Source organism: Rhizobium leguminosarum bv. viciae USDA 2370 (genome assembly GCF_002008365.1).
Lineage (GTDB): Bacteria > Pseudomonadota > Alphaproteobacteria > Rhizobiales > Rhizobiaceae > Rhizobium > Rhizobium leguminosarum.
In genome coordinates this window covers 147152-163458 of sequence record NZ_MRDL01000015.1, presented here as the reverse complement: position 1 = coordinate 163458, position 16307 = coordinate 147152, and the positions used below count along the sequence as shown (strand labels likewise).

The 16307-nt window shown below is 60.5% G+C and carries 15 protein-coding genes and 1 pseudogene; 2 read left to right on the top strand and 14 right to left on the bottom strand.

Annotation, left to right across the window (positions count from 1 at the left end):
- Window positions 1-12: 12 nt before the first annotated feature.
- From BS629_RS06915 to BS629_RS06905, 3 genes are all read right to left on the bottom strand, one after another.
- Entirely contained in the window at window positions 13-705 is a 693-nt protein-coding gene (locus BS629_RS06915) for an amino acid ABC transporter permease (protein WP_026188548.1), read from the bottom strand.
- Window positions 706-782: 77 nt separating this feature from the next.
- On the bottom strand, window positions 783-1619 hold the full coding sequence (locus BS629_RS06910) for an ABC transporter substrate-binding protein (protein WP_018243921.1): 837 nt from the start codon (window positions 1617-1619) through the stop codon (window positions 783-785).
- 115 nt (window positions 1620-1734) lie between these two features.
- The gene (locus tag BS629_RS06905) at window positions 1735-2388 is read right to left on the bottom strand and encodes a GntR family transcriptional regulator (protein ID WP_018243920.1); all 654 of its coding nucleotides are present in this window, start codon (window positions 2386-2388) and stop codon (window positions 1735-1737) included.
- A gap of 112 nt (window positions 2389-2500) precedes the next feature.
- Between BS629_RS06905 and BS629_RS06900 the strand changes: the two genes are divergently transcribed.
- Together BS629_RS06900 and BS629_RS06895 are read left to right on the top strand one after the other, a co-directional pair.
- Window positions 2501-3184, top strand: coding sequence for a GntR family transcriptional regulator (locus tag BS629_RS06900; protein ID WP_018243919.1), 684 nt, complete (start codon window positions 2501-2503; stop codon window positions 3182-3184).
- A 44-nt stretch (window positions 3185-3228) separates the two neighbouring features.
- Window positions 3229-3446 (top strand): annotated as a pseudogene (locus BS629_RS06895) (IS701 family transposase); the annotation flags it as partial.
- A gap of 179 nt (window positions 3447-3625) precedes the next feature.
- On the opposite strand, the gene BS629_RS06890 reads toward BS629_RS06895, so the two are convergent.
- The 11 genes from BS629_RS06890 to BS629_RS06840 form a co-directional block, all read right to left on the bottom strand.
- Window positions 3626-4816, bottom strand: a complete 1191-nt coding sequence (locus BS629_RS06890; protein WP_077988087.1) for an amino acid aminotransferase — start codon at window positions 4814-4816, stop codon at window positions 3626-3628.
- An 85-nt stretch (window positions 4817-4901) separates the two neighbouring features.
- A complete protein-coding gene (locus BS629_RS06885) occupies window positions 4902-6515 on the bottom strand; it encodes an HAL/PAL/TAL family ammonia-lyase (RefSeq protein WP_018243917.1) in 1614 nt (537 codons plus the stop codon).
- Between the two features lie 197 nt (window positions 6516-6712).
- Window positions 6713-7291, bottom strand: a complete 579-nt coding sequence (locus BS629_RS06880) for a TIGR02444 family protein (protein WP_018243916.1) — start codon at window positions 7289-7291, stop codon at window positions 6713-6715.
- Window positions 7291-8358 (bottom strand): ABC transporter ATP-binding protein, encoded by a 1068-nt coding sequence (locus BS629_RS06875; RefSeq protein WP_018243915.1) that lies wholly within the window; start codon window positions 8356-8358, stop codon window positions 7291-7293. The genes BS629_RS06880 and BS629_RS06875 overlap by 1 nt, the downstream gene beginning before the upstream one ends.
- Window positions 8355-9386 carry an ABC transporter ATP-binding protein gene (locus BS629_RS06870; RefSeq protein WP_018243914.1) on the bottom strand — a complete coding sequence of 344 codons (1032 nt, stop codon included), beginning with the start codon at window positions 9384-9386 and terminating at the stop codon, window positions 8355-8357. Before BS629_RS06870 ends, BS629_RS06875 begins: the two co-directional genes overlap by 4 nt.
- A gap of 1 nt (window position 9387) precedes the next feature.
- Window positions 9388-10311 (bottom strand): ABC transporter permease, encoded by a 924-nt coding sequence (locus BS629_RS06865; RefSeq protein WP_018243913.1) that lies wholly within the window; start codon window positions 10309-10311, stop codon window positions 9388-9390.
- The gene (locus BS629_RS06860; RefSeq protein WP_018448208.1) at window positions 10308-11273 is read right to left on the bottom strand and encodes an ABC transporter permease; all 966 of its coding nucleotides are present in this window, start codon (window positions 11271-11273) and stop codon (window positions 10308-10310) included. Before BS629_RS06860 ends, BS629_RS06865 begins: the two co-directional genes overlap by 4 nt.
- Window positions 11274-11370: 97 nt before the next feature.
- Window positions 11371-12309 carry an isocitrate lyase/PEP mutase family protein gene (locus BS629_RS06855; RefSeq protein WP_077988086.1) on the bottom strand — a complete coding sequence of 313 codons (939 nt, stop codon included), beginning with the start codon at window positions 12307-12309 and terminating at the stop codon, window positions 11371-11373.
- Window positions 12310-12456: 147 nt separating this feature from the next.
- On the bottom strand, window positions 12457-14067 hold the full coding sequence (locus tag BS629_RS06850) for an ABC transporter substrate-binding protein (protein WP_018243910.1): 1611 nt from the start codon (window positions 14065-14067) through the stop codon (window positions 12457-12459).
- A 107-nt stretch (window positions 14068-14174) separates the two neighbouring features.
- On the bottom strand, window positions 14175-14750 hold the full coding sequence (locus BS629_RS06845; RefSeq protein ID WP_018517259.1) for a UbiX family flavin prenyltransferase: 576 nt from the start codon (window positions 14748-14750) through the stop codon (window positions 14175-14177).
- Window positions 14747-16186 (bottom strand): UbiD family decarboxylase, encoded by a 1440-nt coding sequence (locus BS629_RS06840; RefSeq protein WP_018243908.1) that lies wholly within the window; start codon window positions 16184-16186, stop codon window positions 14747-14749. Before BS629_RS06840 ends, BS629_RS06845 begins: the two co-directional genes overlap by 4 nt.
- Between the last annotated feature and the right edge of the window lie 121 nt (window positions 16187-16307).

Below are 16307 nucleotides of genomic sequence, written 5' to 3'. Positions count from 1 at the left end.
AAAATCCTGGTTCTAGCGCTTCTCGTTCATGGAAAGCCGAGATCCGGCTTGACCGAGACGCTTTTCGATATGGCTCTGGAAGAAGTCCCAGAGTGTTGTGAGGAGGAGGTAATAAATCGCCGCGACCGCAAACAGTTCGAGCACCATGAACCGCTCCTGGATGAGAACCTGGGTCCGGCGAAGGAGTTCTTCGACCGAGATGACGGAGGTGACAGAGGTCGTTTTCAAGAGACCGTTCACCGAATTGCCGAGAGGCGGAACGATAACTTTGAAGGCTTGCGGCATCACGATGTAGCGCATGATCTGACGCTCAGTCATGCCGAGCGCGCGTGCTGCCCTGGTCTGGCCTTCCGGCACGGCTTCGATTCCGGCACGAATGATCTCCGCGAGATAAGCCGCCTCGTTGAGAGCCAATCCGAGCAACGCCGCCTCTATGACGGTGAATTTGATGCCGAACAGCGGAAGCGCCGTGTAGATCGCAATCAACTGTACAAGAAGCGGCGTGCCGCGAAAAAGCCAGATATACGCCTTGGCAATGTAGGTTGGCACCCGCCTCGACGATCGCCGCATCAATGCAAGAGCAAAGCCCAGAATAAGCCCCGCAATCAACGAGACGACGGTGAGCCAAACGGTCGTGAACACCCCGCCAAGTATAAAGGGGTTGAACAGATAACCGAAAAAGCCAGACCAGTTCCAAAGCGACATGAAGACGACTTTCTGCAAGAGGTTTGGCGCGACGAGGTCGCGCCCCGCCTCATCTCTAAACGATCTTTGAAATCAGTTCAGCGACCGGGGCCCTTGACCGAATAGTCACCCGCGACCATCGGCAGACCGTATTTGTCAAAGAGCGCCTTCAGAGATCCATCCGCCTTCATGTCTTTCAACGTCGCAGACACGGCATCAGCCAAAGCCGGGCTTTTGAATGCGACGGAGACCGGAGCGGGGTAGAGGCCGCTGATTGCCCGTTTGAAGTCCCCGCGAGAATCGTACTCCTTGGCGACGGCGTCGATCGACACAACACCCTGCACCTGGCCTGCCCGCAGAGCCTGGTAGGCGAGGGCGAAATTATCGAACGTCTGGATGGTCAAGCCTTCCTTGCCCGCGTCACGCAGTTCCTTGTCGAGAAGGCGTGTCTTTGTTTCCTCAAAACCACCGATTTCGACACCGATCGTCATGCCGGCCAGATCATCTTTTGCGGCGACGTTTTTCTTCGAATCTGGTGCCACGGAGACGCTGATGGCCTGATCTTCATAGGGGATCATCTGCATGATCTTGGCGCGCTCTTCGGTGAAGAAAATGCCTGTATTGATCATGTCCCAACGGCCAGCCTGCAGGCCCGGAACCATCGCGGAGAATTCGATCCGGACATATTCGGGTTCAAGGCAAAGGCGCTTAGCGATCTCTTTGCCGAGGTCGATGCGCATGCCCTTCAGATCGCCCGTGGAGTCGATGAACTGGAGCGGAGGAAGCGTTGGATTGGTCGACATGACGAGCGTGCCGGGCTTGATCAACTCGCCTGCCGCCACTTTGGGTTCGCAGGATTGAGCGAAGGCAAAAGACGCTGTGATCGACAGGAAGGACGCGGCAAGAACGCTGCGAGAGAAGTGTGAACGGAGCATGGAGAGCCTCTGGAGTTCGGTTCTTTATCGTTGGATCCCGACTCTGCATTCAAGTGGGATCCCACTTTTATACAAAAGTTCACTGTGGATGCAAGTGCATTCTCAATTCATCGATTCAGTAGTTCGCAAGGACGCCTTGGCGGACGACTTCGAGATGATCGGTCATGGCTCGGCGAGCCGCCTCGGCATCGTTGGCGGCCAAGGCAAGCAGGATCGCTCGATGTTCTCGCACGCCCGGCTTCGCGCGCACGACAGGCAGCTGTCGCTCGAAGATCGTTGTGTAGCGTCGCATCTCCCCGATCGTGGTTGCCATAAAGGGGTTGCGGCTCTCGCTTGCGATATAGTTGTGAAGCGCGTCGTCAAACGCCCAGACCACCTCAGGGTCAGGTTCGGGGTCGGCCTCGATCTCGTCAAGCATCCTTGTCAAAGAGTCCAGTTCAAGTCGCGAAACATGGGGGCTGGCGAGCGCGGCGGCAGTTGGTTCGAGCAGCATCCTCATGGTGAGACTGTCAAGGTAGTCCTTGAGACTGATGACCCTGACCGAGAGAACGCCTTTTTCGTTTCTGACAAGTAATCCCTCTCCTTCGAGACGTCCCAGCGCGTGGCGCATGGGAGAACGCGAAACAGCATGTTTGGTCGCCAGGCGGCGTTGCTGGACGACCGACCCCCCGGCGAGCCTGGCTGATAGAATATCGGCCAGCAGGGAACGGTAGGTTTCGTCAGCAAGGCTGGAGTCGCCAACTTCATTCAGACCATCGTCCATCTGCACTCGTTCCAGTCCTTTTCCAAATCGGCTATCATATGTAACAAGTGATCGCGTAAGGAAAGCACGATGCCGCGTCGAGCGGCCAACGCCTTAAAGAACAAGGAAATGGCAAACGGTGACAGACGCCTTAGAGGCCCCGGGTCGGAAAATTGCGGAGAAAGGGCAGCATAATCTTGCATCGCTGACCTACAAGGCCGTGTCCGACATGATCCGGCATCGCCGGCTGAAAGGCGGGCATGTCATCGTTGAGGCAAGGCTTGCCGAAACACTCGGGATTTCGAGGACGCCGCTGCGGGAAGCGCTGCAGAGGTTGGAGGGCGAAGGTCTGGTTCGCAAGGGCGATGGCCGAAACTACGTCGTGCGACAGGTGGATGTCGGCGAGTATCTTCAAAGCTTGAAACTGAGGTTGTTGATCGAACCTGACGCAGCCGTACTGTCGATCAACGCTATTCCGCGACGACTTTTGATGAGCGTCCGGCAGGAAATTCACGACCTCCTGGACGCGACGGCGTATCACACGGACGCGCACTGGTTCTCCGACGACAATCTCCACAATATGATCATCGATCATTGCGGCAACGCGGTAATGGCCAAGGTATTGCGGGAGCTTCGGGCGACCACGCGTCTCTTCGAAATCGACCGCCTGAAAGATCGCCTGAAGCCGGACTCCACGGAACACCTCGTTATCATCGAGGCGATCGACCGGGGCGACGTCGAGGAAACTCGCCGAGCTGTCGCCCACCACATCGAAAGCTTAATCGCATTTACCCGAATGCATCTACAAGTCGCTGACCTTTAGCATTGCTGCTGCATTTTTTGTGTCACCTGAAGCCACAGGTCTCCATGATTCGGAGGTCATGGATGACAAGTGTATCGATTGAGGCGACACTTGAGCTTTGGGCGTCTTCGTTACGAGATGTGAAAGCGCGAATGCGGCCACTGTTCAGGCAAGAGCGCGTGGCAAATTCGGCCGGGCAATTTCTGGACGGTTTGCGGGGAGAAGAGCGGCGCAAGACGGGTCGGATGCGGGCGACACCGGCCCGTGGTGGCAGCAGGCTATTCAACGCCATCCGCCCGGATAATTTCCGGCACAAGGCAGGTCACAGCCTTTGCCCAAACGTCGAAACGACACAGTCTGGCTCCGTTGCAAAGTTCGACGTTGGCTGCAGGAGGATTCTCGGTTGCTGTTTCACACGGCGTAGATACCGAACTCCCTGTTAACGCCTCAAACGGGTGCTGATCAGCTGATTCCGCGAACTGCCAGAACGGCTTCCGCAAAGGTGTCGATCTGGCTGGCCTGCAACCCGGCGACATTGATGCGTCCGTCCTCAACGATATAGATGGCGTGGCGCTCGCGCAGCATCACAGCTTCCCCGGGTGTCAGACCGATCAGCGAAAACATGCCTTTGTTCTTGGCGAGGAAATCGTAGTCGCTGCCATTGGTGAAGCGCCGGAACGAGGCAGCAAGCCCCTGGCGCAGTGACAGAATGTTGGAGCGCATACCGTCCAGTTCGGCGCGCCAGTCGGCCGAAAGTGCCGGGTCTTCCAGGACGGTGCGGACGATAGCCGCGCCATGATCCGGCGGCATCGAATAGACGATACGGGCTCGCACCGTGAGTTGCGCCTTGGTTGCATCCGCCCGATCCGCGTTGGCGGCGAGAATGAATGCAGCACCTGTACGCTCGCGATAGATTCCGAAATTCTTCGAGCATGACGCGGAGACGAGCATTTCCGGAACCATGCCAGCGAGCAGTCGCACGACGAAGGCGTCGTCCTCGAGCCCGTCGCCAAACCCCTGATAAGCGATATCGACCAGCGGAACGAGACCGCGTTCGGCGATGATCTCCGCCAGCGCCTGCCATTGCGAACGGCTGGGGTCCGCGCCTGTCGGATTGTGGCAGCAGCCGTGCAGCAACACGACGTCGCCCCGCTTCGACCGTGAGAAATGATCGAGCAGGGCGTCGAAATCCACCTCGCCTGTACGGTTATCGAGGTACGGGTAAGTGACAGTCCGAAGCCCGTTGTCTTCGAGGATCGACACATGGTTCACCCAGGTCGGGTCGGGCACATGGACCGCAGCACCTGGGCGCGCCAGGCAGATCAGGCCGGCGAGCACCGTCAAAGCGCCCGCTCCGCCCGGCGTCTGGATACCGCGAATTCGCTCCCACGGCGCGGCCGCGCCGAAGACAAGCCTGCCGATGAGATCGCAGAAAACAGGATCTCCGGCCGGGCCGACATAGGCCTTGGTCGTCTGCGCGGTATGGATTCGCTTTTCTGCCTCCCTCACCGCCCCCGGGATCGGCGTCGTACCGGAGGCGTCCCGGTAGACCCCGACGCCGAGATCGATCTTGTTCGGACGACTATCCTGCCGGAAAATCGGTATCAACGACAGGATCTTGTCGGCTGGCGGCATTGTCAGGTCATCGAACATTGTTCTCTCCGGTCAAGGGATTTGCCGGCGGCGATGAAACGCCGGCGCTTCATGATGCGGCCGCAGCCCAAATCAGCCGGCCCGCCTATTTCAGCGCGCCGATCTTTTTCTCGATGGCCTCCAGAAATGCGCCGGACCGCACGATCTCGAGAGCCGGTGTGGTCTGCTTGGGCATGTAGCTGTCCTCCTGCTGGAACGGGATCGCCTCGCAAAGCGCATCATAGAGCGCCTGGCTGCCGGTTCCGAGCTTGTAGCCGCCGAGTGCCTCATCGGTCAGGAAGATGGCGCGGGCCGCAAGCAAGCATTCGACACCAAGGATCTTCGGCATGTTGTCGACCACCTGACGCGTCTTGCGGCATGCCCATGTCGCCATCGAAACATGATCTTCCTGGCTGCTCTTGGTCGGGATGGTATCGGCAACGGCGGGGAAAGCCAGCGTCTTGTTTTCCGATGCGACGGACGCCGCAGCCGTCGAGATGATGCCATAGCCGTAATTCAGGCCGATTGGCTTGCCGGCAAGGTTCGGCGGCAGGCCGTAGTTCAATGTCGTGTCGCAGAGCGAGAACAGGCGTCGCTCGGAAATATTGCCGATTTCCACCAAAGCGATCGTCAGGATGTCCATGGCGAAAGCGATGGGTTCGCAATGAAAGTTGCCGCCGGACAGGAATTCCAGCGCGCCGAGTTCGTTCCAGAAGACGAGCGGATTGTCGGTCGCGGCGTTGAGCTCGCGCGTGATCAGTTCCTTGGCGTGCTCCAACTGGTCGCGGCAGCTTCCATGCACCTGCGGCAGGCAACGGAAGGAATACTGATCCTGGACCCGGGCGGTGTGTTTCGGATGCAGGATATCGTCCTCGAGGCGTACCGCTCGCGCCGCCTCGGTCGTGCGGCGGCTACCCCCGATAATGCGACGGATATTTTCCGCAGTCGCGATCTGCCCGGGCTGCTTGCGCACGAGATGAATGCGGGGATCGAACGCTGCCTGCTCGCCGCGGATCGCCTCCAGACTGAGCGCACCCGCCGCATCGGCTGTCTTCATCAGCATCTCGGCGTCATGGAGGTTGAGAACCGCCATGGCCGCGCAGAGGCTGTTGCCATTGATGAGGGCAAGGCAGTCCTTCGCCTTGAGATCGAAAGCAATTGGCGAGATGCCGGCTTTTTCCAGAGCCTGCGGCGCTGGCATGCGTTCGCCTTGGTAATAGGCTTCCGCCTCCTCATAGCCGATCAGCACCGAAACCATGTGTGCGAGCGGCGCCAGATCGCCAGACGCGCCGACCGACCCCTGGATCGGCACCACAGGGTGAACCCCGAGGTTCAACATCTCAACGAGACGATCGACCACCTCGATCCGCAGACCGGAAACACCGAGGCAGAAGGCGTTGATACGGACGGCCATCATGGCGCGGACGATTTCTTCCGACGCCGGTTCTCCGATGCCGGAGCAATGCGAGAGCACGATATTGCGCTGGAAGCGATCGTTATCGGCCTGGTTGATGGCATAATCCTTGAGCTTGCCGACGCCGGTGTTGAAGCCGTAGGTTGGCGGCGCGTTTTCGGTCAGCCAGTTTTCCTCGATATAGTTTCTCACCTTGATGATTTCGGCGCGCGCTGCATCGGCGAGCGCTACCTTGGCGCCCTGGCGCGCGATACGAACGGTATCTCTGATCGTCAGGCTGTCACCGTCTAAAATTATGGCGTTCATCTCGATGTCCTTGAAGCTCGATGGGTGTGAGAAAGTAAGTGCCGAAATCGAACACGTCGCGCGCCGGGAGCGCGGCCTGTCTCCATCGCAGCGGTAATGCCACCAGTGACGGCGACGTAGTTTTCCGCGACACCTTCTTCGGTGACGATGGTTCCTGTCATGACGGCGCCGAAATCGCTCATGATGTCTTCAGACCCTCAGTGCGCGTGACGGGGAAAGCCGTGGCACACGGCTTTGGTGGCGTCTTGAAGCCGCCCGATCAACGCCCCTGCCTTGGGTTCCGGCATGGCAATCGTTTCGAGATAACGGGCTGCCAGCCCGCCCGGCCCTTCGAGCGGGAGAAAGTCGTCGGCCAGACGCCGGACCTGCAACCGTTCCGCCTCCAGCTCCGCTGCCTTGATCTGCTCGTAAAATTCAATCTCTGCCGTGTTCCTGCGGCCTTGACGCAGGGTTAGCCGAAGATGTCGCAACGGCAGGACGAAAAGCGAGCGCCATTCGCCGGCACGGTCCAGAAGCCGCCGCATCGCGCAGTCATCCGCGCCGTGTCCGTCACTATCCGCAAGAGCGAAGAACAGCAGTGACGGCACGTCCACCGCATGACGTGTCTGGGCTTCGAGGCACAAGGACGCGATGCCGGGCTCACCATAGAGCCGGACCATGGCATCGAACACGTTGGCACAGAAAACAGTGCGCCTCGCAGCTCCGGTATCCTGTTCTGAGCGAGCGCTGTCGCTTGCCAAGGTTTTTTCTTCGAATGCATCAGGGGCTTTTTCCATCACGCTTGTTCTGCCGTCTTCATTCCGGGCGCCGGTTCGTCGTGAGGGAAATGGCAGGCTGCGAATTGGCCGTAGGGCATCGCCGCAAGCGTCGGTTCCTGAGCAGCACAGACCGCCTGAGCGCGTGGGCAACGCCTGCGGAACCGGCATCCGGATGGCGGCGCGCTGCGCGACAAGGCCTGCGTCGGCGTTGCGCTCGGCACGATCTTCCGGCTGGCATCAGGAACCGGGACTGCTTCCAGCAGCATGCGGGTATAGGGATGCGCCGGACGCTGATAGATGGCATCGCCGGTTCCGATCTCGACGATCTTGCCCATGTAGAGGACGGCGACTCTGTCGCTGACATTGCGCACGACGGCGAGATCGTGGGAAATGAAGATCAGCGCCAGGTTTCGCTTCTGGCGGATATCCTGCAGAAGATTGATCACGTGCGCCTGCACCGAAACGTCGAGAGATGCAACCGGCTCGTCGCAAACGATCAACTCCGGCCCAACGGCAAGCGCCCGCGCGATCGCAATGCGTTGGCACTGGCCGCCGGAAAACTGATGCGGCCTGCGGCCCTCCACCATCGTCCGGCTCATGCCGACATCGTTGAGCGCACGATCGACCCTTTCCAGTCTTTCCGCTTTGCGGATGCCCTGGATCTCGAGGCCTTCTCCGACGATATCCTGCACCTTGCGGCGCGGATTGAAGGAAGAAATCGGGTCCTGGAAGATCATCTGCAGTTTGCTGCGGATGGCGCGAAGATCGGAAGCCGACAGATCGGCAACATTCAGGCCGTCATATTCGACGTGGCCGTCGACACGCGTGTCCGCCTTCGGCAGAAGCTTCAGAAGGGCACGGCCGATGGTCGTCTTGCCGCTGCCCGACTCTCCGACGAGACCGAGCGTTTCCCCGGGAGCCACGTCGAAGGAGACGCCGTCGACCGCAACAAAGATCTTGCCGCCGCGCCGGTATCTGACCGAGAGATCGCGAACTTTCAAAAGCGCGTCGTCGCGCAGGAAAGCATCGAAGGCATGCGTTGCGGCACCTGCATCGATGGCCTGGCCGGAAGCCTCGTCATTCATGACAATGCCCTCCTTTCGACCGCGGTGTCGGCTGCATCGCCGGTTTGAACAGGCACATAGCAGGCGAAGCGATGCTTGCCGTCCGCACTGGTGGTCATCGGCGGCATCGAGGCATGGCAGCGGGCCTCGGCGGCTGGACAGCGCGGTGCAAACGGGCATCCGGGCGCGGGGTTGGCAAGATCAGGCGGACGGCCAGGGATCGTGTGCAGTTTCGTATGAGCCGGCTGGTCCATGCGCGGCATCGCCGAAAGCAGAGCCTCGGTATAGCGATGGCGCGGATGGGAAAAGACGGTGTTCGTCGGGCCGTATTCCACGACATGCCCGCCATAGAGCACGAGGATGTCGTCGGTGCGTCCGGCGACTATGCCCAGATTGTGCGTCACCAGGATCATCGACATCTGCCGCTGCTGCTGGATAACCTGCAGCAGATCGAGAATTTCCTTCTGAACCGTGACGTCGAGCGCAGTCGTCGCCTCGTCGGCGATCAGCAGATCCGGCTGGCAGGCAAGTGCCGTGGCGATCATGATCCGCTGCTTCATGCCGCCCGAAAACTGATGCGGATAATGCCCGTAACATTCCGCGGCATCGGGAATGCCGACGCTTGCCAGCAGTTCGATCGCAAGCGCCTTCGCCTGCGCCTTTCCGAGCCGCAGATGGAAGCGGCTTGCCTCTTCGATCTGCCGCCCCACCCGCACGAACGGGTTAAGGGATGTCATCGGATTCTGGAAAACCATCCCGAACTTGCGGCCGAGAAAGGCGCGGCGTTTCGCCTCGTTGAGCGTCGACAGATCAATCCCGTCGGCAAGGATGCGGCCGCTGGTTTTCATGCCCGCCGGCGCAATCCCCATGACGGTCTTGACCAGCATGGATTTGCCCGCGCCGGATTCTCCGACGATGCCGAGCGTCGTGCGCGGCGGGATGCTGAAGCTCACGTCATGCAGCACGCGGATCGGCCCGAACGGCGACCTGAAATGACAGGAGAGCTCGTGACAATCGAGGACCGGGGTAGTGTTCGCTGCCTCATTCATATCAGAGTTCCCTGCCGCGATGGTTCATGCGACGGGCCAGACAATCCCCGACCGTATTGAGCGAATAGACCGTCAGCACGATGGCGACGATCGGTCCGAAGATCAGCAGTGGAAAGCGGCTGAGCAGGTCGGTCGAGCTGGCGATCATCCCGCCCCAGCTCGGCGCCGGCGCCGGAATGCCGTAACCGAGAAAGCTCAGCGATCCCTCCGTGATGATCAGCCCCGCCATCAGCGGCGGAACGATGGCCGTCAGCGCCGGAACGAGATTGGGCAGGATCTCGCGCAGCAGAAGCCGCATGTCCGACGCGCCCATGGCGCGTGCCGCCAACACGTAGTCACGGTCGTTCTGGGCAATCACGCCGCCTTTGGCGATGCGTGCATAGGTTCCGATATCGAGCAGGCCAAGCGCCAGCATCATCGTGAAAACCGAATTTCCGGTCACCGATATCAGCGCCAGGATGACGAGGATCGGCGGAAGCGACGCCATGGAATTGGCATAGAGATCGACGATCCGCTCGACCGGGCCGCGATAGAAGCCGGCCAGCATTCCGAGGATCATGCCGATCACCAGCGAGATCAGCGTCGCGACCGAGACGATGGCGAGCGTCGTTCGCGCGCCGTAGAGCACGCGGGACAGGATGCTGCGCCCGAGCGCATCGGTTCCGAACAGGCCGTTCAGGCTCCATTCCGGACCTTGCGAGAAATCGCCATAGGGGAAGCTTGCCCGGACGAGACCCGGAATGAACTCCACGAAAACCGAGGAGACGATCAGAACCGCCAGGAACACGAAGGCGAACCATTCCATCGGATGGCCGCTCGGCATGCGGAAGCGCGCGGTCTTCGGCATCGCGGCATTCAACGTCTCCGACAACGCGACCGCTTCGCCGGGCACGAGGTCCGTTTGTGTTGGCTGGAGGCGGCTCATGACACGTCCACCCTCGGATCGATGAGCGCATAACCGAGATCGACCAGGATGAAGATCACGACGAAGATCACCACCGTCAGCGACAGGATGGCCTGCATGACGGGCAGGTCGTGGCTGCTCACCGCATTGAGAACGGTCCAGCCGATGCCGGGCACCGCGAAATAGCTCTCGACGATGAAGGAACCGCCGAGCAGATAGGTCATCGACAGGCCCATCACCGTCAGCACCTGGGGAGAGGCCGGACGCAGCACGTGGCGCATCAGGATATAGCGCGTCGGCAGGCCCTTGGCCCTGGCAACGAGGACATAATCCTCCTGGAGGACCGCAACGAATTCGCTGCGGCTCACCCTGTAGAAATAGGCTGCCTGGTGCACGCTGAGGCACATCACCGGCAAGGCGACGTAGTAGAGATTGCCGATCGGATCGTCGCTGAAGGAAACCCAGCCGGTCGCCGGCAGCCAGCGCAGCACGATTGCGAAGACGAAGCCGAGCAGAACCACGATGACGAAGGTTGGGATCGACAGCATGACCGAGGACACCGCCCGCAGCACCGTATCGACGATACCGCCCGGCCGGCTGGCGGTATACATGGCGAGCGGCACGCCGATCAGGAGCGAGACGAACATGGCAAGCAGCGCAATCTCGAACGTCACTGCCGCCCGGTCGACCAGGAGTTTTGCCACGGACTGCTGGCTGAACATGGTCTGCCCGAGATCTCCCTGAAGAAGCCGTCCGAGCCAGCCGAGATAACGTTCCCAGACCGGCAGATCGTAGCCGTAACGGCTGTTCAGCGCATCGATCTGCGCCTGCGTCGCGTTCTCTCCAAGGATCAGCTGCGCCGCCGACCCCGGCATCAGGCTCGACAGCGCCGTCGCCGAGAACGTCACCAGCAGGAAGACCGGAATGCCGGCCAGAAGCCGGACGCCGACCGCTTTCAGATAGGAGAGCTTGGCAATTCGCAACGATCGGACTCCGATTGTCAGGTGGAATATCCAATGCCGGACTGGACCGGCATCCGGATTTCGCAAAACGAGACGGCAGAGCGGCCGGCCTCCGGGATCAGAGTGCCTTCCATCTGTCCTCGGCATCGAGCCAGCCGCTGTCCCGCTCCAGCGCGGCCTTCTGCTCGGCAGGCGTCATGCCGCCCATGCTGTGCTCGTCGGCGTAACGCGTGCTGCGGTCGTTGAAGACATGCCGCCCGTAATCCATCATGCCATACATCGATCCATTCTCGAGATAATGCATGGTCACCAGGTTGAAGCCGAGCGCCTCGATTTCCTCGAGCCGCACGAAGGGCACGCCGTTGACTGTCGCGACATCGCCGAACATCTTCCAGCCGGGCAATTCCTTTGCCACCTTCTGACATTCCTCCAACGTGCGCAGCCCATGCACATAGGTCATTTCAGCACCGAGTGCTGCGGCGCGCACACAGCGTTCGATAGCGTCGTCCAGCCCTTTCTCGAGCTTGGATTCGGTGCGTGCGATAACCACGCAATCGGTGCCTTCGCAGGCTTCGATCGAGGCCTTGATCTTGGCGAGCCACAGCTCCTGCGAGACGACCTCATGCGGCACGTTGCCATCGACCTTGCCGGCCAGCGTCGCCGCCTCCATGGCGCGGCCGAACCGCGCATAGCCGCGTTCATTGGGCGTATCCTCGATCAGGATCGCTCCGGCACCGGCTTTGGCGAGACGATAACAGGTGCGGAAGGTCTGGACGACATCGCCGAAGCCGTCATCGGCATCGATGACCAGCGGCAAAGGCGAATAGTCGGCGATGCGGTCGGTCGCGTAGACCAGTTCCTCCTGATTGTGCAGGCCGAGATCCGGCACGCCGGACATGCTGAATCCCAGCGATGCGCCGCTGAGCAGGATCGCCTCGAAGCCGGCCATTTCCGCCGCCTTGGCGGAGTAGCAATCCCAGACGCAGGGCGTGAACACCTGCTTGCGGGAAACCAGGTCCCGAAACTTCACCTTCTTGCGATTGCCGATCATCGTCATCCACCTTTTCCGATCGCCCCGCGTCGCAGGGCTCATTCCGTCGTCTTAACGTCTCTGGCGTGTACGGTCGTCCAGCCCAACGACCGGGCCCCTTCCCAGCCCGCCCGGATCTTCCGGACGAGCTTGTGCATCGTGATCTGGAGTCCTCTATTTCTGGCAGGTATCCGTGCAAACGTAGAGGAACTGCTTTTGCAGGATGCCGCCATTCGAGGGAACGACGCCGCCGGTATTGTCGCGCAGCAGCAGCGAGCGCGTCTGTTCCCCGAAGATGTAGAGCGGCATCTCGGTTGCAACGAGCTTCTGAACCTTGACATAGGCGGCTTTGACAGCGGCCGGATCGAGAGTGGAGCTGGCCTCCTTCAGTGCAGCATCCATCTCGGCACTTTTGTACTGTCCCCAGTTGAAAGCACCGCCGGAGCTCAGCAGGTTGGAAATGTTCGGCTCGGCACCGTTCGACACCAGTACCCCGCCCTCGACGCAGATGTCGAAATCGAGCTGCGTCTTGCATCGCTGGATCAGCGAGGCCTGGTCGACTTCGACGATCTCAGCCGAGGCGCCCTCATAGCCGGTCAGCACCTGCTGGATGTAGGCGGCAAGACGCTTCAGGTCCGAGTTGGTATAGGTGACGATCTTGATCGAGAATGGCTTGCCGTCCGCCTTCAGAGCATCGAACAGTTCCTGCGCCTTCTTCGGATCATAGGCGGGCAACGATGAAACGCTGTCGAAATAGGGCGAATTCTCTCCAAAGTAATTGCTGGGTGCCTTGTATCCGGGCATCTGCGTGAAGGCCTGCATCAGCCGCGCGCGGTCGATGGCGGAATAGAAGGCCTCGCGGGCGCGAACATCGGTGAAGATGCCCTTGGCCTGGTTGAGATAGGCGCGGTTGATGCCGCGGATCGGGATCTCGCGGGTCGCAACCCCCGGCGCCGTTGCGTTCGAGCCGAACTGATAGGGATAACCGGCCATCATCGTTGCGCCGCCCTGCACGACGGTGGCGATGCGGCTGTTGGTTTCGGGAATGATGGCGAACTTGATCGTATCCAGATAGGGGCGCGGCTGATCCCAATAACCGGGATTGCGGGCCATGGTCATCGATATGCCCTGGTTCCATTCGGTCAGCGTAAAGGCGCCGGCGCCCACCGGCTTGATATCGGTCTTTTCCTTGGCGGCCTTCAATGCTGCCGGCGAGGCGATGAAGGGGCATAATTCGGCGATCTGCGCTGCGAAATTAGCGTTCGGGGACGACAGCTTGATCGTCAGCGTCTGTGGATCGACGACGGTGATCGCCTTGTTCCAGGAAGAGATGAACGGCTGCGCCGGCGAAAGCGTGGCCGGATCGGCGGCGCGGTCCCAATTGTATTTGACGGCTTCCGCGTCATAGGGCGCACCGTCCGTGAACTTCATGTCCTTGCGAAGCTTCAAGGTCCAGGCCACCGCGTCGGTGCTGGTCAGGCTTTCGGCCATGCCACCGGTCACGACGCCCTTATCGTTGACGTAGACGATGAAGCCGTAGACGGCGTCGAGCACATCCATCGGACCGCCGGGATAGGTGCCGGCGGTGATCGCCGGATCCCAGCTCTTGATGTCCGAACCGTTGATAATGGTCATCGTGCCGCCGCTGACGGGCTTTTCAGTCTGCGCGATCGCGTAAGATGCGGCGAGCATCACGGGTGCCGCCGTCGTCAGCGACAACAGCAAGGCGGCGGCGCCACGCATGAACAGGCTCTGCAGCCTTCTGGAACGATTGTCTGACAACATCACTCTATCTCCTTTTTTTGAGTTCCCCTGGGGGAGTGATTGTGCGTCGTTGTTTTGCATGCGGTTGACATCATGGCCCTGCAGCTTTCAGCGCTGCTCTTCATGGCTCAGTCGTTATGATCCTCCGTCCAGCGCCGGACCGTCGGATGATGAAGCCCGAATTGATCCAGCGCACGCCCCACGGTCTGGTCGACCATTTCGGCGATTGATTTCGGCAGCGTGTAAAAGCTCGGCACCGGTGGCATGATGACGGCGCCGCTGCGTGTCGCCTGGTCCATCAGCGCGATATGGCCCGCATGCAACGGCGTTTCCCGCACCATCAGCACCAGCCGGCGGCGTTCCTTCAGGCAGACATCGGCGGCGCGCACGATCAGATCGTCTGCATAACAATGCGCGATCCCGCTCAGCGTCTTGATCGAGCATGGTGCAACCAGCATGCCGTCGCAGAGGAAGGAGCCGGAGGCGATCGAGGCGCCGATATCCCCGTGGCTGTAGACCCGGTCGGCGAGGCCACGGATTTCGTCCGCAGTCTTTCCCGTCCCTTCGGCCAGTGCCGTGCGGATCGCCGCGGGCGATATGACAAGATGCGTTTCGACATCGTCGAAATCCCGCAGCATCTCCAGCGCACGCAGGCCGTAGATTGCACCGGAAGCCCCTGATATGCCGATGATCAAGCGCCTCAAACGTTCATCTCCGGCTTGACACGCGACAGCAGCTGACGCATCCGCTCGTAGGTTTCCAGCGGCGGAAGCGCCTTGTCGAACCCTTCCTTCCGATCGCCCGCCTTCATCGTGGCGTCATAACCGACCTTGGCGATCACGCCGCCGTCTTCCTGAGGCTCGGACCGGTCTGCCGGAAGGTCCGTGACGATGAGAATGTCGCGCTCCGCGCGCATGCGCGTCATCTTTGCCAATTCGACGGCACCGAGATCCCAGGGGTCGACATCGCTGTCGACGATGGTGATGTTCTTGACGATGCTGACCGCACCCCAGCAGATCGACATGATGCGGCGTGCCTGTCCCGGGCGGGGCGCATCGATCTGCACGACCACGTTGTTCCGTCCGCTACCTGACGCGGTGACGGCAACCTCGCCGACATTGAAAACGGACCGCCGGATGACGGCCTTGAGGCTTGCAGCGATCGGCACCGCGCCGAGATAGAGGTGCTCCATGTGGTAACCGGGCTCGATCACCTGCAACATCGCGTCGGAGCGGCAAGTCATGCATTCAAATCTGACGCGCACCCCGGAGCCGTAATCCTCGTACATGCCGTGATATTCGGAGACCAATCCCTCGAGGATCGGCTCGTCGATATGAATATGACCTTCGAGCACGATCTCCGCCTCTGCAGGCACCGCAAGATCGATCGACTTGCAGTGGACAAGCCGCACCGGCTCGCCGAGCAACGATCCGGCGCAGTGCATTTCATCGTCACCGAGCCCCAGATAGAAGCAGGCGGCAAGCTGAATGGCCGGATGCGCGCCGAGGACGACGGCGAAGGGCAGCGGCTCGCCTTTGGCGCCTGCCTTGCGAGCCATGATGGCGAGATGATGGTTCGGTGCAATACCGATCATCGCTTCGTTCGGACCAAGCACCTTGATGCGGGCATAGGACGCGTTGCCCAAGCCTGTTTCAGGGTCGCGCGCCACGATCAGACCCGCAGTAATGTAGGGACCGGTCTCCTTGGAAAAGAACGTCGGGACTGGAAGCCGGGTCAGGATGTCGTCCTGGAAGAGCTGTTGCTGTACCGGCGCATCGTCCACGAAGACTGGCGGCACCGGAGACGCGATCGAGGATAGCAGCTTCTGCTGGATATCGCTTTTCGCGACATCAAGCGCCAGGGCGACACGATCAAGATCCGACAGGATGTTGCCGAAGATCGGCATGTCGTGACCCTTGATGCGGTCGAGCCGTACCGCCGCCTTTTCATCGACGATGGAAAGAATGGCCGATACGTCGTGGATCGGGTCGACTTCCTCCGAAATCACCAGCAGCCGACCGCGTCGGTCGAGTTCCTGAAGAATGCCTCGACACGACTGATCGCTTTCGCCGCGTGGCATTGCGCTGGCCGCCCCGGATGACATTGCCGCGTTTTCAAGCGGATCAGGGTGATCATTCATCCGGTAATCCTGTGAAAGTCATTTCCGAGGGCTGTTGTGATGCGGCAAGTATCAGCCGCAGGCCGGAGACTGGGTAGCTCGAAAATCACGAATTGGGGGATAGGAAAATCAGAATGCTCCG